Here is a 22934-nt window from a genome sequence, read left to right as displayed (position 1 = left end):
TTTCGCAGATACTGGCGGCATGGTTGAACTGGCCGGGCGGAATTATGAAGCAACGATTGGCAGTGATGTTCAACGGGATGGCATGTACCTGGAGCTCGTCGACCAGGACAATCACATAGTGGGCGAGATTTTTTTCTCGGACATTGATGGAAAGATGACGATTACCTTAGGTCAGCCCGAGGTTTCCGTTGAAGTAGTCGAATGGATGATTGCTAAAGCCAAGGTTCGCCTGCCACCGACTGATCCTGTTTCTCCTAACGACGGATCGGGAGGAGTACTGTGAAAACCTTCGCAGAAAGAATGATCGGCAAGTCGATACGGTCCGTTGGAAGAAGTGAAGAAGGGTACGGGATTACTGTTCTTTTCTCCGACGGCACCGGCCTTACCGCCTATTCAGAGGTGTCGCTGCGCATGAGTGACGCAGCAAGCGGTTCGCACATCGAACGCGTCACATCTACCGATCAAGAGATTACCTTTCACTTGGAAGGGGATGACTTCGTCGCGATCTCGACCGACCGTCAAAAGCACGACGCCGTCGAGTTGTTCGTCTACCAAGACACGGACGGCACCTTTATCGTCGAGAACTAAGCGACCGCCCTCCACACATAATGATCATTCGAACCGGCGCCGACATAGCTCGCCGCAGCACTACTTCGTCGCAAACATCTTCCACAGCAGATCGCAAAGTTAGGCTAATGCGAGGCAGAGCGTCGCGCTTGCGACATATCACCCCTCGAAAAGCTGCGGCTGCATGCTAAGAGACTCAAAACACCAAACGGACTGAACTGAGGAGGCGGCCGTCATGACAGGCGAAAGCAAGAAGGCGGCCCGATCCGACCTCGACGAAGCAGCGCTCTATTTCCATAAGCACCCCCGTCCCGGAAAGCTGGAAATCCAGGCGACGAAGCCACTGGGCAATCAGCGCGACCTGGCGCTTGCCTATTCGCCGGGGGTCGCCGCCCCCTGCCTTGAAATCCGCGACGACCCGGCAACCGCCGCCGACTATACAGCCCGCGCCAATCTGGTCGGCGTTGTCACCAACGGTTCGGCGGTGCTGGGCCTCGGCAATATCGGTCCGCTCGCCTCCAAGCCGGTGATGGAAGGCAAGGCCGTACTGTTCAAGAAGTTCGCCGGCATCGACGTCTTCGACATCGAGATCGATGCACCGGGCATCGAGCGCATGGTCGAGACGATCTCGGCGCTGGAACCAACCTTCGGCGGCATCAACCTGGAAGACATCAAGGCGCCCGAATGCTTCGAAGTCGAGGAACAGTTGAAAGCCCGCATGGGCATACCGGTCTTCCATGACGACCAGCACGGCACCGCCATCATCGTCGCCGCCGCTGTGCTCAATGGGCTGGAATTCGCCGGCAAGTCCATCTCCGACATCAAGATCGTCACGTCGGGCGCAGGTGCTGCGGCGCTTGCGTGCCTCAACCTTCTGGTCTCGCTCGGCGCGCGGGTCGAAAACATCTGGGTCACCGACCGGTTCGGGGTCGCCCATAAGGGCCGCGTCGAGGAGATGGACCGCTGGAAAGACCCCTACGTGAAGGATACCGAGGCGCGCGCGCTGGCTGACGTTCTGCCCGGCGCCGACGTGTTTCTCGGCCTGTCTGCCGCCGGCGTACTGAAACCGGAACTGCTCCACCACATGGCGCCCAAGCCGTTGATCCTCGCGCTGGCCAACCCCAATCCCGAGATCATGCCGGAAGCGGCGCGGGCAGCACGGCCCGACGCGATGATCTGCACAGGCCGCTCCGATTTCCCCAACCAAGTCAACAACGTACTCTGTTTTCCCTACATCTTCCGTGGCGCGCTGGATTGTGGTGCAAGCGCCATCAACGAAGAGATGAAAATGGCCGCCGTGCGAGCGATTGCAGCGCTTGCCCGCGAAGAGCCGTCCGACGTTGCCGCGCGTGCCTATTCCGGCGAGACGCCGATCTTTGGTCCGGAGTTCCTGATCCCCTCGCCTTTCGATCCGCGGCTGATCCTGCGCATTGCCCCTGCTGTCGCCAAGGCAGCGTGCGAGACCGGCGTCGCGACCCGGCCGATCACAGATTTCGCCGCCTATATCGACAAGCTGAACCGCTTCGTCTTCCGCTCCGGCCTGGTCATGAAGCCGGTATTCTCGATGGCCAAGACGTCGAGCGCCAAGCGCGTCATTTATGCCGACGGCGAGGACGAGCGCGTGCTTCGCGCCGCGCAGGTCGTGCTCGAGGAAGGCATTGCCGAACCGATCCTGATCGGCCGCCCGCATGTCATCGAGGTGCGGCTGAAGCGCTACGGGCTGCGCATCAAGCCGGGCATCGATTTCGGCTTGATCAACCCGGAAGACGATCCGCGTTACCGCCACTATGTCGACCTTTTGATCGAGCTTGCCGGCCGGCGTGGGGTGACGACGGAAGCCGCGCGCACCATGGTGCGCACCGATAATACGGTGATCGCGGCCCTTGCCCTGAAGCGCGGCGACGCCGACGCCATGGTCTGCGGCCTCGAAGGCCGATTCGAGCGCCATCTGCGCAACGTGACGTTGATCATCGGGCCACGCGCCGGCATTAGGGATCGCGACCTGTCGACGCTCTCCATGCTGATCTCGCAGCGCGGCATCATTTTCCTCACCGACACCCATGTCTCCGTCGACCCGACCGCCGAAGAAATAGCGGAAATGACCGTTTTGGCGGCCGAGGAAATTCAGCGTTTCGGCATCGAGCCCAAGGCAGCCCTGCTTTCGCATTCTGATTTCGGCTCTCGCGATTCGCCAAGCGCCATGAAGATGCGGCAGGCAGCGGCAATCCTGGCGCGCATCGCGCCCGACCTGCAATGCGACGGCGAGATGCATGCCGACTCGGCACTATCGGAGCAGCTGCGCCAACGCGTCTATCCGCATTCGCGGCTGAAAGGCGAAGCCAATCTGCTGGTGTTCCCCAATCTCGATTCGGCGAACATCACACTGACGGCGCTGCGCACAATGATGGACGCGCTGCATGTCGGCCCGATCCTGCTCGGCACCGACAGCCCGGCGCATATATTGACGCCGTCGGTGACGTCGCGCGGCGTCGTCAATATGACGGCACTGGCCGTGGTCGAAGCCGCGCACAAGGCGCAAGCCATCGTCGATCTGGAATAGCCGCGGGCTTTCTCAGATTGGCCTGAACCGGAAATGTCCTGTCTGCCTGAAGGCAAACAAAGTGTCCTCTTCCCTGGCGCCGCCGCCGATATTGTGAATGACCAGTCTTCTTGTCGGTACCAAAGTGGAGCGATTGGACGACACGATGGCAATATGCGACAGATTGCCGGGCAGCATCTGGGCGATGAGATCCCCTGGCCGATAGTCGGCCGGGTCTTGGCTGACGGGCAAGGCAGCACCGCGCCGCTCGAAATAGACCGCAAGGTTGGGCACACGGCGGTGGTCGATGTTGCGGTCGGGCGCCTTCAAGCCCCAAGCCTTCGGATAGGCGGCAAAATTGGCCCGCATATCCTCATGCACCAATTCTTGCAGGTCGAGATCGAAGGCGCGGCGATAGGCACGGATCACGACATCCGTGCACACACCCCGCTCGGGCCCAACGTCCCCGCCCGGATAGGCCAGGCGTGTATAGGTCGGATCGTAGAGCATGGTGACGCCGATCTGCTCACGGGCAGCTTCGACCAATTTGGTACCCCAATCCGGCGTGATGGGCTTTTCCTGCGCCATGGCATCCGGCATCGCCAGGCACAAAAGACCAAACTGCACTGCGGCTCGACGGGTAATCGCGGTCATGCCAAGCCTCCGGGCATTCTGGATCCGGGCATTCTTCTGGGCGAATACGCCTTTTTCGTGCATCGCCAGGATGTCTCGGTCGTGGCTCTGTCCGAGTATGTCGTGCGGCGTGGTCGATATGACAGCGCTGGTCGTGGTCGAAGCCGCGCACCGGCGCAAGCCATCCGATTTGGGATGAAGCCGGAATCGGCGGTATGCTAAACAAACGGTTAACCGCAAGCGCGGTAGCTTTCTGAACGACAGGCAGGCGGAGTTTCGGAGGGATGACGGGCGCATGTTGGAAGCTGACGCGGGCCGCCGCGCTGCTCGGCGCTCTGCTACTGTGCGGCATTGCCGTCACTCAGGCGCAGGCCGCTCCGCGCCTCTGCCGCCAGCTTGAAGCCGATCTTGCCGCCGCTTCTCGTGGTGGCGGCGGCAAACCGGCTTTGCTCAGGAAATATGACGACGCAATCGTCCGGCAGCGCCAGCAGATTTCAAAGGCCGTCAGCCAGGCCAGCAGCGCCGGCTGCGGCTTTTCGCTGTCTCGCCGCAACGCCAATGCATGCGCGGCACTCGACGCCACCATCGATCGCATGGCAGCCAATCTCGACGCCCTCCAGGCCAAGCGCGCCGACCTTGCCGGCGGTGGTTCGCGACGCGATCGCGCGCGCATATTGACGTTGCTTGACGCCAATGGCTGCCGCGATGATGGGGCGGCGCGGACGCCCGCGCCGGTCCGCGAAGCCAGCCGTGAAAACGGCAAGCGAAACCTGCTCGACCAGCTTTTGGGCAGTGACGCAACTGAACCCGGTGCGCCCGATCAGCCTGAAGAGCCCGACCAGGCTGAAGAACTAAGTCAGCCGCGCAACATTCGCACCATGCTCAACAACGCCGACGAGTTGGGCCAGCCGCGAGGCGAATTCCGCACCATGTGCGTGCGGACCTGCGACGGTTATTTCTTTCCGATGTCGAATGCCGCCTCACTGGGCGATTTCGAGCGCGACCAGAAGAATTGCGAATCGAGCTGCCCCGGCACAGAAATGCAGGTTTTCTACACGCGCGGCATGAATGGCGATTCGGCGTCCATGACGTCTTCGGTGACCGGCAGGCCTTATATCGAACTGCCGACGGCCTACCTCTACAAGCAGTCCGACATGCCGCGGCCGCCGACCTGCGGCTGCAATGCCGCGCAGAATTTCGAGATCATCGCCGGCAACCCGCCAACCCGGGCACAATCTGAGGCGAATGTAGAGAGTACCCCGTTCATTCCGCTGCCGGTTGCTAGGCCTGATCCGGGCGCCGACCCGGAGTCCTTGGCCAATGCGCAAGACGGTCTCGACCGTGAGGCGATCAGACGCCTTGCCGTCAAGCCCGTGCCTTCGCCGACGTCCCTGCCCCCGCCAGAACAGCGCAAGGTCAGGGTCGTCGGGCCAACGTTCCTTCCCGACCCAGCAGCGGCAACAGATCTGCAAGCTCCGGACCCGAAGGCTGTCCCGTAAGCGCCAGCCTGAGCGGCATGAACAGCGCCTTGCCCTTACGGCCGCTCGCCTCTCGGATCTTGCCGGTCCAGTCTTTCCAGACGGTGCCGTTCCAAGGCTCCTCCGGCAGCAGTTCGAACGCCTGGCGAAGAAAGTCGCGGTCATCGTCGGAAAACTCCGCCGGCTCCTCTGGACCGTCTCGAAGCGTACGCCACCAGATCGCCGCATCGGCCAGCCTGTCGAGATTGCCGCGCACGGCCAGCCAGAAAGGCTCGGCCTGTTCGCCGGAGATGCCGAGCACGATCAGCCGGTCGCGCGCCTCGGAAAACGGCATGTGATGCAGCAGCGTGCGGTTGAGCACGAAGAGCTCGTCCGGGTCGAATTTGGCGGCGGATTTCGATGTTGCAGCCGGATCGAAGCGCTCGGCTAGCTCGGCCATCGTTGGCACCGCCACGACGTTTTCCGAGGTGCCGACGAGCACCGCCAGCGAAGCGATCGCCATCGGCTCGATGCCGCTCTCACGCAGGCTCTGGATGGACAGCGCGCCGGTGCGCTTCGAAAGTCCCTCGCCTGATGCCGTTGTCAGGAGATTGTGGTGGCCGAACACCGGCGGCTCCGCGCCAAGTGCTCGGAACAGGGCTATCTGGACGCCGGTATTGGTGACGTGGTCGTCGCCGCGAATGACATGGCTGACGCCCATGTCGATGTCGTCGACAACCGAAGGCAATGTATAGAGGTAGGTGCCGTCCTCACGCCGCAGAACCGGGTCTGAAAGCGAGGCGAGGTCGACGGTCTCTTCGCCGCGCACCAGGTCGTTCCACTGGATTTCGGTGCGCTCCGGCTGCAGCGGATCGCTGCTGAAGTTGGGCAGCAGAAAGCGCCAGTGCGGCCGCCGGCCATCGGCCTCATATTCCGCCACCTGCTCGGGTGCCAGCGTCAGCGCCTCGCGGCCATAGACTGGCGGCAGGCCACGCGTGCGGCGCACCTTGCGCCTCAGGTCGAGCTCTTCAGGCGTCTCATAGCAGGCATAGACGAGGCGCGCCTCCTTCAGCTTCTGCAGTGCGGCATCATAGATTTCGACCCGCCGCGACTGATACTCCGTGGCGTCGGGGAAGATGCCCAGCCAATGCAGGTCATAAAGGATGGCGTCGGAAAATTCCTGCGTCGAACGGGCAACGTCGGTGTCGTCGAAGCGCTGGATGAAGCGGCCCTTGTTCTTGATGGCGAACAGCCAGTTGAACAGAGCGGTGCGCGCATTGCCGATATGGATGCGGCCGGTCGGTGACGGGGCGAAACGGACGGTAACTGTCATGAGCGGGGCGTACCGGATGGTTTTGCTATTGACAAGACGCGCCCCCGCGCTCGGCGGCAGACATAGAACATGACGAAGGCGAAGAAAAGACTGCAGCGCCACGCGTCCATCAGGACGCGCGGCGCCGCAACCGTCAGATCACCATGCCTTTGGTCAGCTCAAGCGCCTGGCGTTCGAACAGCCGGCGGTAGATGCCGCCTTGCAGCCGGATCAGCTGGTCATGCGAGCCCTCTTCGACGATGCGGCCGCGATCGAACACCAAAAGCCTGTCCAGCGCCCGCACCGTCGACAGCCGGTGGGCAATGACCAGCGTCGTGCGGCCGACCATCAAGCGCTCCATCGCCTGCTGGATCAGCACCTCCGATTCCGAATCGAGGCTCGACGTTGCCTCATCCAGGATGAGAATGCGCGCATCGGCAAGAAAGGCGCGTGCGATTGCAACGCGTTGACGCTCACCACCCGATAGCTTTACGCCACGCTCGCCGACCAGCGTGCCATAGCCTTTCGGCAAATTGGCGATGAAGTCATGCGCGCTGGCCAATCGCGCCGCGTGCTCGATCTCGGCCTGCATGGCGGCCGGCCGGGCATAGGCGATGTTTTCGGCCAGCGACCGGTGAAACAGGATCGGCTCCTGCTGGACAATCGCGATCTGTGCGCGCAGCGACGCCTGCGCCACATTGGCAATATCCTGGCCGTCGATCAGGATATTGCCCGCAGTCACGTCGTAGAGGCGCTGGATCAGCTTGACGAATGTCGTCTTGCCGGAGCCCGAATGGCCAACCAGCCCAACCCGTTCGCCCGGCGCGATGTCCACCGAAAAGTCGCGATAGAGCGGCAGGCGGTGGCTGCCATAATGGAACGTGACCTTGTCGAAGGTGATACGGCCATCGGTGATCCGGATCGGTTTGGCTCCGGGCCGATCCTCGATGCCGAGTGGTTCGGACTGGAAGTCGACCAGTTCCTCCATGTCGTTGATCGAGCGCTGCAGATTGCGGATATGTGTGCCGATGTCGCGCAGATAGCCTTGCAGCACGAAGAATGAGGTCAACACGAAGGCGACATCGCCGGCGCTCGCCTGCCCCCACGACCACAACAGCAGGGAGAATCCGATAACCGCTGCCCTCAAAAGCAGCAGCATCGTCCCTTGCGTGGTGCCGTTGACGGTGCCGCGCATCCAGGTGCGGCGCGTGCGACCGCGCCATTTAGCGACGACCTCGGCAAGCCGTGTCTCCTCGCGTTCCTCGGCGCCAAAACCCTTGACCACGGCATTGCAGCTCACCGCGTCGGCCAGCGAGCCGCCGAGCCGTGTATCCCACGCATTGGCAAGCCTTGCCGCGGGCGCGACATAGCCAAGCGACAGCATCGTCGTCACCGCGATGAACAGGACCGAACCGGTGGCGACGACAGCACCCATCAGCGGCCAGAACCAGCCAAGCAGCAGCGTCGAGCCGACGAGCATGACGACCGATGGCAGCAGCGCGATCAGGATCGTGTCGTTGAGCAGGTCGAGCGCCCACATGCCGCGCGTTATCTTGCGCACCGTCGATCCGGCGAAGCTGTTGGCGTGCCAGTCGGTGGAGAAGCGCTGGACGCGGTGGAAGGCGTCGGCGGCGATATCCGCCATCATCTTCAACGTCAGCTCGACAATGGCCATGAAGGCGAGATTGCGCAGCACGACACCGGTGAGCGCCAGGGCCACCAGCATCGAAAAGGCCGCTGTCGCCGCGTTCCACGCAACATCGTCGGCCGCAGCACTGCTGGCGACGGCATCCACCAGCCGGCCGGAATAGAGCGGCGTCAGCACGTCGGCCAAGGTCGAGAGCAGGAACGTGCCCATAATGCCGGCAAGCCGCCACGGCTGACGCCGCCAATGGCTGAGCGTGAAGCCAAGAACGCTGCGAAAGGCGCCCGCGCGCAAATCTATTCGAAAACGAGTCATGATGTCATTCGGGCGCAAACGAGCCCGATCCCACGAAAGTAGAAATTGAAATACCGCGTCGGCGCCGCTAGGCGCCCGGAGATGCGGAGGTTTGGCGTATTTGGCGGCCCTGTAGAGGGGCGGCGACCGGCAGCGGCGAAATACCTGCCTCGGTTCAGCCTTGCCGCGAGGCTATCTCGCGGCGCGCTGACCAAGACCTAGGCTTCGCGGCCTCGCATAACGATGTCAAATCCTGGCATTCGGTTCCTCCTGAAGGGGAATCGCGGAGAGGTGTTTATAGAGACGCCTCAACGCCGCGCCAAGTCACTAGATAGCCCAAAGCGCATCTGGTCCAAGCAGTGAGACGATTTTGCAACAATCGCGGGTTGTGCGCCCTCATCGGTCGAAGCGCATATAGCGGCCGTCGGTGGAAGGCCTGAAGCCGAGCTTCTCGTAAACCGCATGGGCGTCGTTGGTCGACAGGCTCCAATGCGTGACCGTCTTGACGTCCGGGTGGTCGATAAGCGCCTGGACAAGCCGGGTTCCGATGCCTTGTCCGCGATACCCCGGCCAGACAATTATGTCGGCGAGATAGGCAAATACCGTACGGTCGGTGATCGCCCGGCCGAAGCCGACCTGATTGCCGCCGACATAGGCGCCGACGCACAGTGAGTTGGCGAAGGCGCGGTGGTGCTGTTCGTCGCTGCGGCCACTGCCCCAATAGCTCTCCTTCAAAATGTCGGACGTCGCCCGGAAATCGATCCGCGACAGGTCGAAGCTGATTTCAAGGTTGGCCATGGCTAAACCGTTATGCAGCCAATCGCCTACCCGCCATCCCTGAACCGGTTGGTAATGGGATAGCGGCGGTCGCGGCCAAAGTTCTTCCTGGTGATCTTCACGCCGGGCGCCGCCTGCCGGCGTTTGTATTCGGCGACGTAAAGCAGGTGCTCGACGCGCGTCACCGTCGCCCGGTCATGGCCGCGCGCAACGATGTCGTCGACACCCATCTCGTTTTCGACCAGACATTCCAATATGTCGTCGAGCACCGGATAGGGCGGCAGCGAATCCTGGTCCGTCTGGTTCTCTCGCAGTTCCGCCGAGGGCGCCTTGTCGATGATGTTGTTCGGGATCACCTCGCCGGACGGACCGAGCGCACCCGGCGGCATATGCGCGTTGCGCCAGCGCGACAGCGCATAGACCTGCATCTTGTAGAGGTCCTTGATCGGATTGAAGCCGCCATTCATGTCGCCATAGAGCGTCGCGTAGCCGACCGACATCTCGCTTTTGTTGCCGGTGGTGACCACCATCGAGCCGAATTTGTTGGAAATCGCCATCAGGATGGTGCCGCGGGCCCGGCTCTGCAGGTTTTCCTCGGTGATGCCTTCCTTGGTGCCCTCGAAAAGCTGTGTCAACGTGTGCAGGAAGCCCTCGACCGGCTCGAAGATCGGCACGATATCGTAGCGGCAGCCGAGTGCTCGGGCGCAGTCCTCGGCATCCTTCAGCGAGTCCTTCGAAGTGTAGCGGTAAGGCATCATCACGGCGCGCAGCCGTTCCTCGCCCAGCGCATCGACGGCAAGTGCCGCGCAGATCGCCGAATCGATGCCGCCGGAAAGGCCGAGCACGACATTCTTGAAGCCGTTCTTGTTGACGTAATCGCGCAGGCCCAACATGCAGGCGCGGTAGTCGGCCTCCTCCTTCTCCGGGATTTTCGACATCGGTCCGTCAGAGCAGACCCAGATGTCATTCTTTCGCTTCCAGGTGGTGACGTTGACCGTCTCCTCGAACTGGCTCATCTGGAAGGCCAGCGTCTTGTCAGAACCTATGGCAAACGATGCGCCATCGAAAACCAGCTCGTCCTGGCCGCCAAGCTGGTTGGCATAGATAATCGGCAGTCCGCATTCGATGACCTGGCGGATGACGATCTGGTGGCGGACGTCGACCTTGCCGCGGTAATAGGGCGAGCCGTTCGGGACCAGCAGGATTTCCGCGCCGCTTTCGGCCAGCGTCTCGCAGACGGCAACCTCGCCCCAGATATCTTCGCAGATCGGCACTCCCACGCGCACGCCGCGGAAATTGACCGGCCCCTGGATCTCGGGGCCGGCCTGGAAGACGCGCTTCTCGTCGAACTCACCGTAATTCGGCAGATCGAGCTTGTAGCGTTCGGCAAGGATCTTGCCGCCATCGGCAAAGATGATCGAATTGTGCGTGCCGGTCTTGCGCTTCAACGGCGTGCCGATGACGAAACCCGGGCCGCCGTCGGCGGTATCGCCGGCGAAATCCTCCGCCGCCCGCTCGCAGGCCTTCAGGAAGGCGGGCTTCAGCACCAGATCCTCAGGCGGATAGCCGGCAAGGAAAAGCTCGGTAAACAGCACGAGGTCGGCGCCTTGGCGGGCGGCATCCGCCCTCGCCTCGCGTGCCTTGGCAAGATTGCCGGCGACGTCGCCGACCGTCGGATTGAGCTGGGCGACGGCGATGCGCAATATGTCTGGAGCGGTCTTGTCTGTCATGCCCGTGGGTTTAGCGCGGCAAAATTCGTCGAGCAATGGCGTTCGTTTGGACCAAACAGTCGATCCTATTCGCCCATATATTCGCGCAAGGCTTCCGGCGGATGGTTCTCGCCGATCGACATTGCCAGAATGCGCGAAATGTGCCGGCGCGGCAGCCCGGTTTCCGCCGCCCAGGCGTTTATCTGCACTTGGATCTTGTCCAGGTCCTTCTTCGATGTCGGGCTCTGCGCGAGGTCGAGCCCGGCGTCGCGCAGCGCTGCCGTCATGTCGGCCGAGACGATGAAGGCGTCCCACTCCAGCCAGCGCAGAAAATACTGGCCGGTATTGCCGCCGAGCCGGCTGCCATGCTTGCCGAGATAGGCCATCAATCCGACCTGGTCATCCGCCGGCCAATTGGCCAGGAACTTGCCGAAGCTGCCATGCTCCTTCGACACGCGCGCGACGAAGGCTGCGTTGTCGCGTACGGATTTGATCTTCTGCGGATTGCGGACGATGCGCTTGTCGGCTGTGAGATCGTGCCAGAAATCGTCAGGCTGGAACAGCAGCCGCCTCGGCTCGAAGCCAAGAAATGCTTCCTCGAAACCCGGCCATTTCTGCTCGATGACCCGCCAGACAAAGCCGGCGGCAAAAACCCGCTCGGCCATGGTCGACAGGATCCGGTCGTCCGCAATTTTTGCCACCGCGGCATTGTCGGGCATAGGACCCAGCAGCGACGTCAGCGCTGCCTCACCGCCTTTGCGCTTCGCTGCACGGGCGCGAATTTTCTGAAAATCCACCATTGTTTCCTGACCCCATCGCGTCAATCTACCACTTCCCGTATGAACCGGCAGCTTCTACCTCATCGCTGACGACGGAGGCGACGATGAACAATACGATCGAGGACCTGGCAAGCCGCTGGCTGAAGCGAAAGCCGGACGGCCTCAGCGCGCTCGAAAGCCGGGTACTGCAATCTACGCTCGAGCGCACCACGATCTCCAAGGACACCAACAAGGCCGTCGCCTTTCACCAGACGTTTGGAGATCGCCTGGCCGACACCATCGCACGGATCGGCGGCTCGTGGTCCTTCATCCTGGCATTCATTGGCTTCCTGATCCTGTGGACGGCAGGCAATGTCTGGCTCTTGTCGCGCGCCGCCTTCGATCCGTATCCCTTCATCTTTCTCAATCTCGTGCTTTCCATGGTTGCCGCCCTGCAGGCGCCAGTGATCATGATGGCGCAGAACCGCCAGACGGAGCGCGATCGAATCGACGCCGCCCACGACTATGAGGTTAATCTCAAGGCCGAGATCGAGATCATGGCGTTACACGAAAAGCTCGACGAACTGCGCCACAGCCAGATCATCGGCATGCGAGACGAGATCGCCCGGCTGGCCGAGCAGGTGAAGCGCATCGACGACATTCTGTCGAAGCAGCGAACGTCTTCATGACGGAAGTCATCCATCGTCTCATTGAGCAATATGGATTGGTCGCGGTTTTTCTGGGCTGCGTCGCCGAGGGCGAAAGCGCCGCAATTCTTGGCGGTTTTTTTGCGCATCAGCATGTCTTCGTCCCGTGGCAGGCGTTTCTCGCAGCCGCGCTCGGCGCCTTCGGTGGCGACACCTTGTTCTTCATCTTGGGACGGAGCTTCGCCGACCATAAATTCGTGATCAGGCTCCGAGCCCGGCCGGGCTTCAGCCACGCCTACCGCCTTGTCACCTCTCATCCCAACATTTTCGTGCTGTCGAACCGTTACATCTATGGCCTGCGACTGGTCGGCGGAATCGCGGCCGGGCTGTCGGGCATCGCCGCGGCGCGCTTCATCATCCTCAACGCCATCTCGTCGGTAGTCTGGGCGGCACTGTTCTGCACTGTCGGTTATGTCTTCGGGCTGGGCGCGGAGCACATCGTCGGCCAGGCGCTGGCCCGCCACGAGCGGTTGCTGATCGCTCTGGCAATCGGCCTCGTTGTGGCCATCCTCGGCTGGCTCGCGGCCCATATCGTCGCCAAGAAGGAACTCCACAAGGGAAGCTGATCGTCAATCAATGCCGAGCGCACGATCACCCTTCTCGAGGATCAGCGGAATGATCAGGTCTTCCTCGTCGGCAAGATGCCGGGTCAACATGGCGATCAGCCGGCTGTTCTCGTCAGCATAGGCATCGGCGGCGAAACGCTGTTTGTCTTCGCTCTCCTGAAGCGTGCGGATGAAGGCATTTGCCGCCTGGCCATTGCGCTCCAGTCCCTCATGGATTGTGTGGTGATCGGCATCCAGGATTTCGAAGCCGCGCTTCAGACGGGTCTCGGCCCTGGCGAAGACCGGGAAATAATGATGGTCCTCGACATTGTGGTGGCCGTCGAGATTGCCGAGGAAATGGTTGAGGCGCGGCGCGAACCAGCGCGCGAATTCCGGCGCGTTCAGCCTACCTTCTCGATAATCGCCGATACCATTGGTGAGCATGCCGCCAAGCTCGCGGAACATATCGTGCCGCTGCAGCCACATATTGGCCACGCCGTGGATGTTGGCATGCGCCTGCCAGACCTCGCGTGGAAATTTTTCAACCAGCCAGCGAAGATCGTCCGGCAGGCCCTCACGTTCGAGCAGCAGAAATCCGGCGGTATCGGCCATATCGGTCTCCTCAGACCATGATCCCGAAAAGTGGTACCGGTTTTCGGAAAAGATCATGGTCAAAACGAGAAATGCAGTGACGGCATGTAGTGTCTGAAACCTCAGATCGGTACCCCGAGGATCCGCTCGATGACGGCGACGCCCCAGACGCCGGCAGCGATCACCACCGAAATCAGCACCGCCAGCGAACCGCAATCCTTGGCCAGTTGGATATCGATGTTGAATTCGCGGCTGAACGCGTCGCATGCCGCCTCGATGCCGGTATTCAACACCTCGATCATGATCATGAGCAGCACCGCGCCGATCAGCAACGCATAGCCGCGCCACGATTCCGAAAGGAACCAGCCGAGCGGCAAGGCAAGCACGAGCAGTGTCAGCTCCAACTGGAAAGCCTCCTCGCCGGCGGCCAGTTTGCGAAACGCCCGCACCGAATTGTAAAAAGCGTCGATCAGCCGCTGCATGCCAAAACCCTTCGGAATCACCGGCAGGGGATTAGCGCAATGGCTGGACCAAGGGAATAAGGCGACCTCTTCAAAATCAGTCGCCTGCCACCTTGATCGACGGTGTCGACTTCTCGAACTGCGGCAGCCCGTCATCGATGGCGTAATAATCGCCCTTGTCGCCGACGAAGATATGGCATTCTCCTTGAAGCCCGGTTGGCGCGTCGAACAGCCCTGCCATGACCGAAACATAGCCATCATCGCTCGGCTTCCAGAACAGCAGAGAGCCGCATGTCTTGCAGAAGCCGCGTCTGGCGAACGAAGAAGCCTCGTACCAGGTGATGCTCTCCGCGCCGGTGATTGTGATGTCGCGGTCGGCAACATTGGTCGCCGCATAAAAATGCCCGCTCTGCTTCCGGCACTGCGAGCAATGGCAGTAGACGACACCGCGTAGCGGTCCTCGTGTCTGGAACCGCACTGCCCCGCACAAGCATGATCCGCTGTGACTGTCAGCCATGTCGGCCTCCCGATGCAATTGCCATCGCCTGGCAGGATTCCAGTTTTGCGCGCGTTAGGCACGAGCAAATGCGACACCGGCGGGATTGAATACAAAAAGCGCCGGTTTTCGCCCGGCGCTTCTTCAATGACATCAAAGTTCAGATCGTATCAGCCGTTGACGGCCTGCTTGTGCTGGACCGGATGGGTCTTCTTGAGCAGATCGGAGACCAGGAACGCCAACTCGATCGCCTGGTCAGCGTTGAGGCGCGGATCGCAATGGGTGTGGTAGCGATCCTGCAGCTCTTCGGCGGTGATGGCGCGGGCGCCACCGGTGCATTCCGTGACGTTCTTGCCGGTCATCTCGACATGGATGCCGCCCGGATGCGTGCCTTCGGCGCGATGCACCTCGAAGAAGGTCTGCACCTCCTTCAGGATGCGGTCGAACGGCCGTGTCTTGTAGCCGGCGGCCTCGATGGTGTTGCCATGCATCGGGTCGGACGACCACACCACGCTGCGGCCTTCCTTCTGCACCGCGCGCACCAGCTTCGGCAGGTGGTCAGCAACCTTGTCGGAACCGAAACGCGCGATCAGCGTCAGCCGGCCGGGCTCGTTCTCCGGATTGAGCAGGTCGATGAGCTGCAAGAGGCCATCCGGCGTCAGCGACGGGCCACATTTCAGGCCGAGCGGGTTCTTGATGCCACGGCAGTATTCGACATGGGCATGGTCGGGCTGGCGCGTTCGATCGCCGATCCAGATCATGTGGCCGGAGGTGGCGTACCAGTCGCCGGAGGTCGAATCGACGCGGGTCAGCGCCTCCTCATAGCCGAGCAGCAACGCTTCGTGGCTGGTGTAGAAATCGGTCTCGCGCAGCGCGTAATTGGTCTCCGAGGTGATGCCGACGGCCTTCATGAAGTCCATCGTCTCGGTGATGCGGTTGGCGAGAGACTCGTATTTCTCGCCCTGCGGGCTGTCGGACACGAAGCCAAGCATCCATTGATGCACGTTCTCCAGGCTGGCATAGCCACCTTGGGCGAAGGCACGCAAAAGGTTGAGCGTGGCCGCTGACTGGCGGTACGCCATCTCCTGCCGCGCAGGATCGGGAATGCGCGACTTGGCATCGAACTCGATGCCATTGATGATGTCGCCGCGATAGCTGGGCAGCGTCACACCGCCCTTGGTCTCATTGTCGGACGAGCGCGGCTTGGCGAACTGGCCGGCGACACGGCCGACCTTCACCACCGGCTGTGCGCCGGCGAAGGTCAGCACCACCGACATCTGCAAGAAGACGCGGAAGAAGTCGCGGATATTGTCGGCGCCATGCTCGGCGAAGCTCTCGGCGCAATCGCCGCCCTGCAGAAGGAATGCGTCACCGGCAGCGACGGCTGCAAGCTGCTTCTTCAGCTTGCGTGCCTCACCTGCAAAAACCAACGGCGGAAACGTGGCAAGCTGGGCTTCCGTGTTCCTCAGCGCGGCAAGTTCCGGATAGGCAGGAACCTGCTGGATCGGCTTAGCTCTCCACGAATTCGGCGACCATTTCGTCATCGAAGCACCTAACGCTCTTTCACACGGACGCCATCGCCCGCCAATCCGCCCCACATGGGGTCGCGGCTCCATACACGAAGCCGATTTCCTATTCTAGACCGGAAGTGGTCGCGTGGCGAATGAGCACGGCACGGCGAAAGTGCCGGTGCGGCTGTGCCCAGACCACCAGCGACGCGCTGCTACGCCGCCTTCTCCACCAGCCGCGCCAGCTGCGTCATGACAACCGCTGAGCCAGCCAGCCGCTTCTCGGGCGTCGCCCAGTCACGGCTGAAGACGACGCTCTGGTCCGGACGGATCTTGGCCAGCGAGCCCTGTTCGCCGATGAGCTTGACCAGCCCGACCGGATTGGGGAATTCCCGCTTGCGGAAATGGATGACGACGCCTTTCGGCCCGGCGTCGAGCTTCTCCACGTTGGCCTTGCGGCAAAGCGCCTTGATGAAGACGATCTTCAACAGATGTTCAACCTCTTCCGGCAGCGGCCCGAACCGGTCGATCAGCTCGGCGCCGAAAGCATCGATCTCTTCCGTATTTTCGAGATCGCCAAGACGACGATAGAGCGCGAGCCTCAGCTGCAGGTCCGGGACATAGCTTTCCGGGATCATTACCGCCGTGCCGACGGCGATCTGCGGCGACCAGCCGCCGTCCTGCACCTCGCCGGAATCCTTCACTTCGGCCACCGCCTCCTCCAGCATCTGCTGATAGAGCTCGAAGCCAACCTCCTTGATGTGCCCGGACTGCTCTTCGCCGAGCAGATTGCCGGCGCCGCGGATGTCGAGGTCGTGGCTGGCCAGCTGGAAACCGGCGCCTAGCGTATCGAGCGACTGCAGCACTTTCAGCCGACGCTCGGCTGTATCGGTTAGCTTGCGGTTGGCGGGCAGCGTGAACAGCGCATAGGCGCGCACCTTCGAACGGCCGACGCGGCCACGCAACTGATAGAGCTGCGACAGGCCGAACATGTCGGCGCGATGCACGATCAGCGTGTTGGCGGTCGGTATATCGAGGCCGGATTCGACGATGGTGGTCGACAAAAGCACGTCGTACTGGCCGTCATAAAAGGCATTCATGATATCGTCGAGCTCGCCGGGCGGCATCTGGCCATGGGCCACCGCCACTTTCAGCTCAGGTACAGATTCGCGCAGAAAATCATGGATTTCCGCGAGATCGCTGATGCGCGGTACGACGTAGAAGGAATGGCCGCCGCGGTAGCGTTCTCTGAGCAGCGTCTCGCGGATGACCAGCGGATCGAAGGGCGAGATGAAGGTGCGCACCGCCAGGCGGTCGACCGGCGGCGTGGCGATCAGCGACAGCTCACGCACACCGGTCAAGGCAAGCTGCAGCGTTCGCGGGATCGGCGTCGCCGACAGCGTCAGAACGTGGACGTCGGTCTTGAGATCCTTCAGCCGCTCTTTGTGCTTGACGCCGAAATGCTGCTCCTCATCGATGATCAGCAGACCAAGATTCTTGAACGAGATCGAGGAGCCGAGCAGTGCATGCGTGCCGACGACGATATCGATCTGGCCTTCGGCGATGCCCTTCTTGGTCTCCGCCAATTCCTTGGCGCCGACCAGCCGCGAGGCCTGGGCGACGCGGATCGGCAGGCCGGAGAAGCGCTGCGAGAAAGTCTTGAAATGCTGGCGCGACAACAATGTCGTCGGCACCACTATGGCCACCTGAAAGCCTTCCATCGCCCCAATGAAGGCGGCGCGAAGTGCAACTTCGGTCTTGCCGAAGCCGACGTCGCCGCAGATCAGCCGGTCCATCGGCTTTCCGGCGCCTAGATCATCCATGACCGAATCGATCGCCGTCTGCTGGTCATCGGTCTCCTCATAGGGAAAACGCGCTGCAAACTCGCCATAGAGGCCTTCCGCCGGCACCAGCGCCGGTGCTGCCCGCATCTGCCGCTCGGCGGCAATGCGGATCAGCTGCCCGGCCATGTCGAGCAGGCGTTTCTTCAGCCGCGCCTTGCGCGATTGCCAGGCGCCACCGCCAAGCTTGTCGAGCGTCGCCTCGGCCGAATCCGAGCCATAGCGCGACAGCAGCTCGATGTTTTCCACCGGCAAGAATAGCCGATCGTCGCCGGCATAGTGGATCTCGAGGCAATCGTGAGGCGCACCAACCGCCTCGATGGTACGCAACCCGATGAAACGGCCAATGCCATGGTCGGCATGGACGACGATATCGCCTGACGACAAGGCCGAAGCCTCGGCGATGAAGTCGGACGCACGCTTCTTGCGCTTCGAGCGCCGGATCAGCCGGTCGCCGAGAATGTCCTGCTCCGCGACGACGACCAGTTTCTCTGTCTCGAAGCCGGATTCGAGCGGCAGCACGGCCAGTCCCGCCTGCCCCGGCTCAAGCTTTTCGGCTTCTGCAAGCGTCGCCACCGGCTTCAGATTGCCAAGATGATGCTCGGCCAGGATCTGACCAAGCCGGTCGAGCGAACCCTCAGTCCAGCCGGCGACGATGACGCGGCGGCGTCCAGCGCGCTCGTCGGAAATGTGTTTTACGACGACGTCGAAAACGTTGGCGTTAGGATCGGCGCGTTCCTCGACGAAGCTGCGGCCGTGGCGCGAGCCGGCATGGAACACCTTTTTCGCGCCGGCATCGGGCGCGTCGAAGGCCGTGAAATCTATCGCCTCGCGCGGGCCAAGCGAGGCAATCAGGTTCTCGGGCGACAGATAGAGCAGATCCGGCGGCACCGGCTTGTAGGGCACCGCGTCCTTCAAGGCGCCGTCGGCCTGCTTCTTGCGCGCTTCGTAGTGGTCGAGGATCAGAGTGTGGCGCTCGGCCAGTGCCTCATGCGCCAGATGGTCGAAAACCACAGGCGCATCGGGCAGGTAGTCGAAGACGGTTTCCAGCCGCTCATAGAAGAACGGCAGCCAGTGCTCCATGCCGGCAAACCGCCTGCCCTCGCTGACCGCCGCATAGAGCCCATCGTCGCGGGAGGGCGCGCCAAAGGCTTCGATGTAGGCGCGGCGGAAGCGGCTGATGGTTTCCGGCGTCAGCGCCACCTCGCTCATCGCCTGCAGCGCCATCGATTTGCGTTGGCCGATGGTGCGCTGGGTTGCGGTGTCGAAGACGCGGATCGATTCCAGCGTATCGCCGAAGAAATCGAGGCGCAGTGCCTCCATCCAGCCGGGCGCGAAGAGATCGAGAATGCCGCCGCGCACCGCAAATTCGCCGATGCCGCGCACCGTCGGCACTCGCTCGAAGCCGGAAGTCTCCAGCCGCGACACCAGCACGTTCATGTCTATCTGGTTGCCGGGTTTGGCGTGGAAGGTCTGCGCCTCGACGAGTTCAGCCGGCGGAATGCGTTGCAACAGCGCATTCGCGGTGGTGAGGACGACGGCGCGGTGCGGCTTTTTCGCCAGCGCAATCATTGCGGCCAGTGCGTCGAGCCGCCTTGCGGCGGCATCGGCGCCGGGCGAGACGCGGTCGTAAGGCAGGCAGTCCCAGGCCGGCAGTTCCAGCACCGGCAGGCCTGGAGCGGCAAAGGCAAGCGCCTCGACGATCGCCGGCAGACGCTGGCCGTCGCGCGCCACGAACAGCACCGGCTTGTCAGGGGCGATCTCGTGCGCAGCCTGCACCAGCGCAAAGGCTTCGTAGCCGTCGGCGACGCCATCGACGATGAACTGGCCGGCGCGGCCTTTCGGCAGACCGATCGTAGGGATAAGGCTCATGGCTACACGTTGTTCAGAAGGTCATCTCCCGGCGCGAAGCCAGGATTTTTTGCAGGACGGCACAGTCGATATCCGCCGGAACCGGGCGTTCGCCAGTGACGAGAGGCAGGAATTCGGTGTCGGGAATGTCGAGGAGCCTCTCATATTGGTCGATTTCGTCGCCGGTCAAGGCGCCGATCTCGGCGTCGGCGAAGCTGCCGAGTATAAGGTCCATCTCGCGCATGCCGCGGTGCCACGAACGAAACAGAAGCTTGCGGCGGCGGGCATCGAGCCCCTCGCTTGATCGTTTCGTTCCGGTCATCTTGCAACATCCTTGCCCAGGCGGCGCATATAGCGTGGATAGAAGGCGGTGTCAGCCTTGCGCTACAGTCGCCGCAACATAAGCTGACATCATGCGTCCCTCCCTCCTCGATCCGCTGTTTGTCCCGATCACCTCGCTTGTCGGGGTCGGGCCAAAAGTTGGCGCCCTGATCGAAAAAGTCGTAGCAGCCGACCTCGGCGACCGGGCCGCGCGCGCCGGGGACCTCTTGTTCGTGCTGCCGCATACTGTCATCGACCGCCGCAACCGGCCCGGCATCGCCGGCTCGGCCGAGGGCGCCATCGTCACACTCGATGTATGCATCGACCGCCACCAGCCGCCGCCACGCGGCAACAGGTCGGTCCCGTACCGAGTCTACGCCCATGACGACACCGGCGAGATCGCGCTGACCTTCTTCCATGCCCATGCCGCCTATCTCGAAAAAGCAATGCCCGTAGGCGAGCATGTCGTCGTCTCCGGCCGCATGGAATGGTTCAACGGCCGCCCGACCATGGTTCATCCCGACCATATCGCACTTGCCGGCGACACGGAAAACCTTCCCTTGGTCGAGCCGGTCTATCCGCTGACCGCCGGGCTCTCTGGCAAGGTGCTGCGCCGGGCGATTGGCCAGGCGCTGGCCCGCCTGCCGGTGCTGCCCGAATGGCAGGACGGTGAGTTCCGGCGCCGCCATGCCTTTCCTGCTTTCAGCGATGCGCTCAACCGCATCCACAATCCTGCCGACCCGATCGACGTCTCTGTCGACGGCGCAGCGTGGCGGCGCCTTGCCTATGACGAGTTCTTGGCCGGCCAGGTATCGCTGGCGCTGGTGCGGGCCAAGGTCCGCCGATTATCTGGCCGGCCACTCGTCGGCGACGGCCGCATAGTCGAACAACTGCGCGTGGCACTCCCCTATTCGCTGACCATGTCGCAGGAAATGGCGCTTGCCGAAATCAACGCCGATCTCGGTGACCCCGAACGCATGCTGCGCCTTTTGCAGGGCGATGTCGGCTCCGGCAAGACGGTGGTCGCGCTGCTTGCCATGGCGCGTGCCGTCGAGGCCGGCGGCCAGGCGGCATTGATGGCGCCGACCGAAATCCTGGCGCGCCAGCATCTGGCAACGATTGCGCCGTTGGCGGAACGGGCCGGCCTGCGTGTCGCCGTCCTCACAGGTCGCGAAAAGGGCCGCGAGCGTGCCGACACGCTGACCGGGCTGGCCAATGGTGACATCGACATCGTCGTCGGCACCCATGCGCTGTTCCAGGAAACGGTGACGTTCCGTGACCTCGTGTTCGCCGTCGTCGACGAGCAGCACCGTTTCGGTGTCCACCAGCGCCTTGCGATCACCGCCAAGGGCGACGCGCCCGACATGCTGGTGATGACGGCAACGCCGATACCGCGGACGCTGGTGCTGACTGCATTCGGCGACATGGATGTGTCGAAGCTGACGGAAAAGCCGGCCGGCCGCCAGCCGATCCGCACCGTCACCTTGCCGCTTGAACGGCTCGACGAACTGATCGGACGCATGCTCGACGCCGTCGCCGATGGCCAGAAAATCTACTGGATCTGTCCGCTGGTCGAGGAATCCGAGGAGATCAAGCTGATGTCGGCCGAGGACCGTTTTGCCTCGCTGGAGCCGCTGTTCGGCGACCGCATCGGCCTGGTGCACGGCCGCATGAAAGGCACCGACAAAGACGAGGCGATGCGCGCCTTCAAGCAGGGTGACACCCGTATCCTGATCGCCACCACAGTGATAGAGGTCGGCGTCGATGTGCCTGATGCGACAATCATGGTTATCGAGCATGCCGAGCGTTTTGGCCTTACCCAGTTGCACCAATTGCGCGGCCGGGTCGGGCGTGGCGACAAGCCTTCATCGTGCGTGCTGCTCTACAAGGATCCGCTCGGCGAGACGGCAAAACGCCGTTTGTCGGTAATGCGCGAGACCGAGGACGGCTTCCGTATCGCCGAAGAGGATCTGAAGCTGCGCGGCGAAGGCGAGTTGCTCGGCACCCGCCAGTCCGGCACGCCGGGCTTCCAGGTGGCGCGCATCGAGGCGCATGCCGACCTGCTCGAGGCCGCTCGGGACGATGCGCGGCTGATCCTGTCGCGCGATCCGGAATTGCAGTCCGATCGCGGCACGGCGCTGCGCCTGTTGCTCTATCTGTTCGGCCGCGACGAGGCCGTGCGGCTCCTGCGTGCCGGCTGAGGCATCGTGTCGAGCGGAGGATTGGCAAGCGCGCCGTGGATCTGCTCGCCGTTCACCGTCACCATTTTGACTGCCGGCGCCACCAGGCCGGCCGAAACGATCAGCTTGGCTCCGTCCTCGATCGTCATGTCGAGCAGCACGATGTCGGATTTCGGCACATACATCAAAAAGCCCGTCGTCGGATTGGGCGTACACGGCATGAACACGGCAATCAGCGGATCGCCTTCCCGGTCGAGCTTCTGGTTGATCTCGGTTTCTTTCTCGCTGGCGACGAAGACAAGCGACCAGACCCCTTTACGCGGATATTCGACCAACCCGACCTGGCGGAACATGTCGCCCTTGTTCGACAGCACGGTCTCGAAAATCTGCTTCAGCGAACGGTAGATGCCGCGCACCAGCGGCATGCGGCCAAGCAGGCGCTCGCCGAAGTTGACGATGGCGCGGCCAACGATATTGGCGGTCATAAAGCCGATGAAGGTGATGAGGATCAAGGCAACGATCAGCCCAAAACCCGGCACTGGAAACGGCAGGTAGGTGTCCGGATTGTAGCGTACCGGAATGTAGGGTTTCACCCAGGAATCGACCCAGCCGATCAGCGACCAGGCAATGTAGGCAGTAATCGCCAGCGGCGCGCAAACGACGAAGCCGGTCAGGAAATAGTTTCTCAGCCGGGTCATGCCTGAGGTCTTGAGAGCATCCGACATGGTTCACCGCAGCGTGT

General features: G+C 62.4%; 20 protein-coding genes. 7 read left to right on the top strand and 13 right to left on the bottom strand.

Features of this window, described 5'->3' with window-relative positions; translation table 11 throughout:
• Positions 1-19 precede the first annotated feature (19 nt).
• From NKI67_RS19600 to NKI67_RS19590, 3 genes are all read left to right on the top strand, one after another.
• Positions 20-283, top strand: coding sequence for a hypothetical protein (locus NKI67_RS19600; protein ID WP_352568771.1), 264 nt, complete (start codon positions 20-22; stop codon positions 281-283).
• The gene (locus NKI67_RS19595; RefSeq protein ID WP_352568772.1) at positions 280-588 is read left to right on the top strand and encodes a hypothetical protein; all 309 of its coding nucleotides are present in this window, start codon (positions 280-282) and stop codon (positions 586-588) included. Before NKI67_RS19600 ends, NKI67_RS19595 begins: the two co-directional genes overlap by 4 nt.
• A 214-nt stretch (positions 589-802) precedes the next feature.
• Entirely contained in the window at positions 803-3127 is a 2325-nt protein-coding gene (locus tag NKI67_RS19590; protein WP_352568773.1) for an NADP-dependent malic enzyme, read from the top strand.
• A gap of 12 nt (positions 3128-3139) precedes the next feature.
• Here the strand turns inward: NKI67_RS19590 and NKI67_RS19585 are convergent, their stop codons facing one another.
• Complete coding sequence (locus NKI67_RS19585; protein ID WP_051406245.1) at positions 3140-3760, bottom strand: DUF1287 domain-containing protein; 621 nt, start codon at positions 3758-3760, stop codon at positions 3140-3142.
• Positions 3761-4023: 263 nt separating this feature from the next.
• On the opposite strand from NKI67_RS19585, the gene NKI67_RS19580 reads away from it, so the two are divergent.
• The gene (locus NKI67_RS19580) at positions 4024-5238 is read left to right on the top strand and encodes a DUF2865 domain-containing protein (RefSeq protein ID WP_352568774.1); all 1215 of its coding nucleotides are present in this window, start codon (positions 4024-4026) and stop codon (positions 5236-5238) included.
• Here the strand turns inward: NKI67_RS19580 and gltX are convergent.
• From gltX to NKI67_RS19555, 5 genes are all read right to left on the bottom strand, one after another.
• On the bottom strand, positions 5156-6529 hold the full coding sequence (gene gltX, locus NKI67_RS19575) for a glutamate--tRNA ligase (protein WP_352568775.1): 1374 nt from the start codon (positions 6527-6529) through the stop codon (positions 5156-5158). The two genes, NKI67_RS19580 and gltX, sit on opposite strands and share 83 nt — an antisense overlap.
• A gap of 133 nt (positions 6530-6662) precedes the next feature.
• Complete coding sequence (locus NKI67_RS19570) at positions 6663-8468, bottom strand: ABC transporter ATP-binding protein (protein ID WP_352568776.1); 1806 nt, start codon at positions 8466-8468, stop codon at positions 6663-6665.
• Between the two features lie 375 nt (positions 8469-8843).
• Positions 8844-9245 (bottom strand): GNAT family N-acetyltransferase, encoded by a 402-nt coding sequence (locus NKI67_RS19565; protein ID WP_352455666.1) that lies wholly within the window; start codon positions 9243-9245, stop codon positions 8844-8846.
• A gap of 26 nt (positions 9246-9271) precedes the next feature.
• On the bottom strand, positions 9272-10954 hold the full coding sequence (locus NKI67_RS19560) for an NAD+ synthase (protein WP_352568778.1): 1683 nt from the start codon (positions 10952-10954) through the stop codon (positions 9272-9274).
• Between the two features lie 65 nt (positions 10955-11019).
• Entirely contained in the window at positions 11020-11733 is a 714-nt protein-coding gene (locus tag NKI67_RS19555; RefSeq protein ID WP_023680014.1) for a DNA-3-methyladenine glycosylase I, read from the bottom strand.
• Positions 11734-11816: 83 nt separating this feature from the next.
• Between NKI67_RS19555 and NKI67_RS19550 the strand changes: the two genes are divergently transcribed.
• Together NKI67_RS19550 and NKI67_RS19545 are read left to right on the top strand one after the other, a co-directional pair.
• Positions 11817-12380, top strand: a complete 564-nt coding sequence (locus NKI67_RS19550; RefSeq protein ID WP_352646450.1) for a DUF1003 domain-containing protein — start codon at positions 11817-11819, stop codon at positions 12378-12380.
• Positions 12377-12964 carry a DedA family protein gene (locus NKI67_RS19545; protein ID WP_023680016.1) on the top strand — a complete coding sequence of 196 codons (588 nt, stop codon included), beginning with the start codon at positions 12377-12379 and terminating at the stop codon, positions 12962-12964. Before NKI67_RS19550 ends, NKI67_RS19545 begins: the two co-directional genes overlap by 4 nt.
• Positions 12965-12967: 3 nt before the next feature.
• Here the strand turns inward: NKI67_RS19545 and NKI67_RS19540 are convergent, their stop codons facing one another.
• The 6 genes from NKI67_RS19540 to NKI67_RS19515 all read right to left on the bottom strand — a co-directional run bounded on the left by NKI67_RS19540 (position 12968) and on the right by NKI67_RS19515 (position 20013).
• Positions 12968-13555 (bottom strand): hemerythrin domain-containing protein, encoded by a 588-nt coding sequence (locus tag NKI67_RS19540; RefSeq protein ID WP_031212865.1) that lies wholly within the window; start codon positions 13553-13555, stop codon positions 12968-12970.
• Positions 13556-13656: 101 nt separating this feature from the next.
• A complete protein-coding gene (locus NKI67_RS19535; protein ID WP_031212866.1) occupies positions 13657-14016 on the bottom strand; it encodes a diacylglycerol kinase in 360 nt (119 codons plus the stop codon).
• Positions 14017-14092: 76 nt separating this feature from the next.
• The gene (locus tag NKI67_RS19530) at positions 14093-14512 is read right to left on the bottom strand and encodes a GFA family protein (RefSeq protein WP_031212867.1); all 420 of its coding nucleotides are present in this window, start codon (positions 14510-14512) and stop codon (positions 14093-14095) included.
• A 149-nt stretch (positions 14513-14661) separates the two neighbouring features.
• Positions 14662-16035: a class II 3-deoxy-7-phosphoheptulonate synthase gene (locus tag NKI67_RS19525; RefSeq protein WP_023680020.1), complete on the bottom strand. Its 1374-nt coding sequence runs from the start codon at positions 16033-16035 to the stop codon at positions 14662-14664.
• Positions 16036-16214: 179 nt separating this feature from the next.
• Positions 16215-19712, bottom strand: a complete 3498-nt coding sequence (gene mfd / locus NKI67_RS19520) for a transcription-repair coupling factor (protein ID WP_352594484.1) — start codon at positions 19710-19712, stop codon at positions 16215-16217.
• Positions 19713-19725: 13 nt separating this feature from the next.
• A complete protein-coding gene (locus NKI67_RS19515) occupies positions 19726-20013 on the bottom strand; it encodes an FAD assembly factor SdhE (protein WP_023680023.1) in 288 nt (95 codons plus the stop codon).
• A 91-nt stretch (positions 20014-20104) separates the two neighbouring features.
• Between NKI67_RS19515 and recG the strand changes: the two genes are divergently transcribed.
• Positions 20105-22213 carry an ATP-dependent DNA helicase RecG gene (gene recG / locus NKI67_RS19510; RefSeq protein ID WP_352594485.1) on the top strand — a complete coding sequence of 703 codons (2109 nt, stop codon included), beginning with the start codon at positions 20105-20107 and terminating at the stop codon, positions 22211-22213.
• Here recG and NKI67_RS19505 read toward each other — a convergent pair.
• The gene (locus NKI67_RS19505; protein ID WP_023680026.1) at positions 22165-22917 is read right to left on the bottom strand and encodes a DUF502 domain-containing protein; all 753 of its coding nucleotides are present in this window, start codon (positions 22915-22917) and stop codon (positions 22165-22167) included. The two genes, recG and NKI67_RS19505, sit on opposite strands and share 49 nt — an antisense overlap.
• Between the last annotated feature and the right edge of the window lie 17 nt (positions 22918-22934).

This window comes from Mesorhizobium sp. M0408, from assembly GCF_040321495.1.
Taxonomy (GTDB): Bacteria; Pseudomonadota; Alphaproteobacteria; order Rhizobiales; family Rhizobiaceae; genus Mesorhizobium.
Note: the sequence above shows the minus strand (reverse complement) of the source record. Positions and strands in the feature narration are given on the sequence as shown.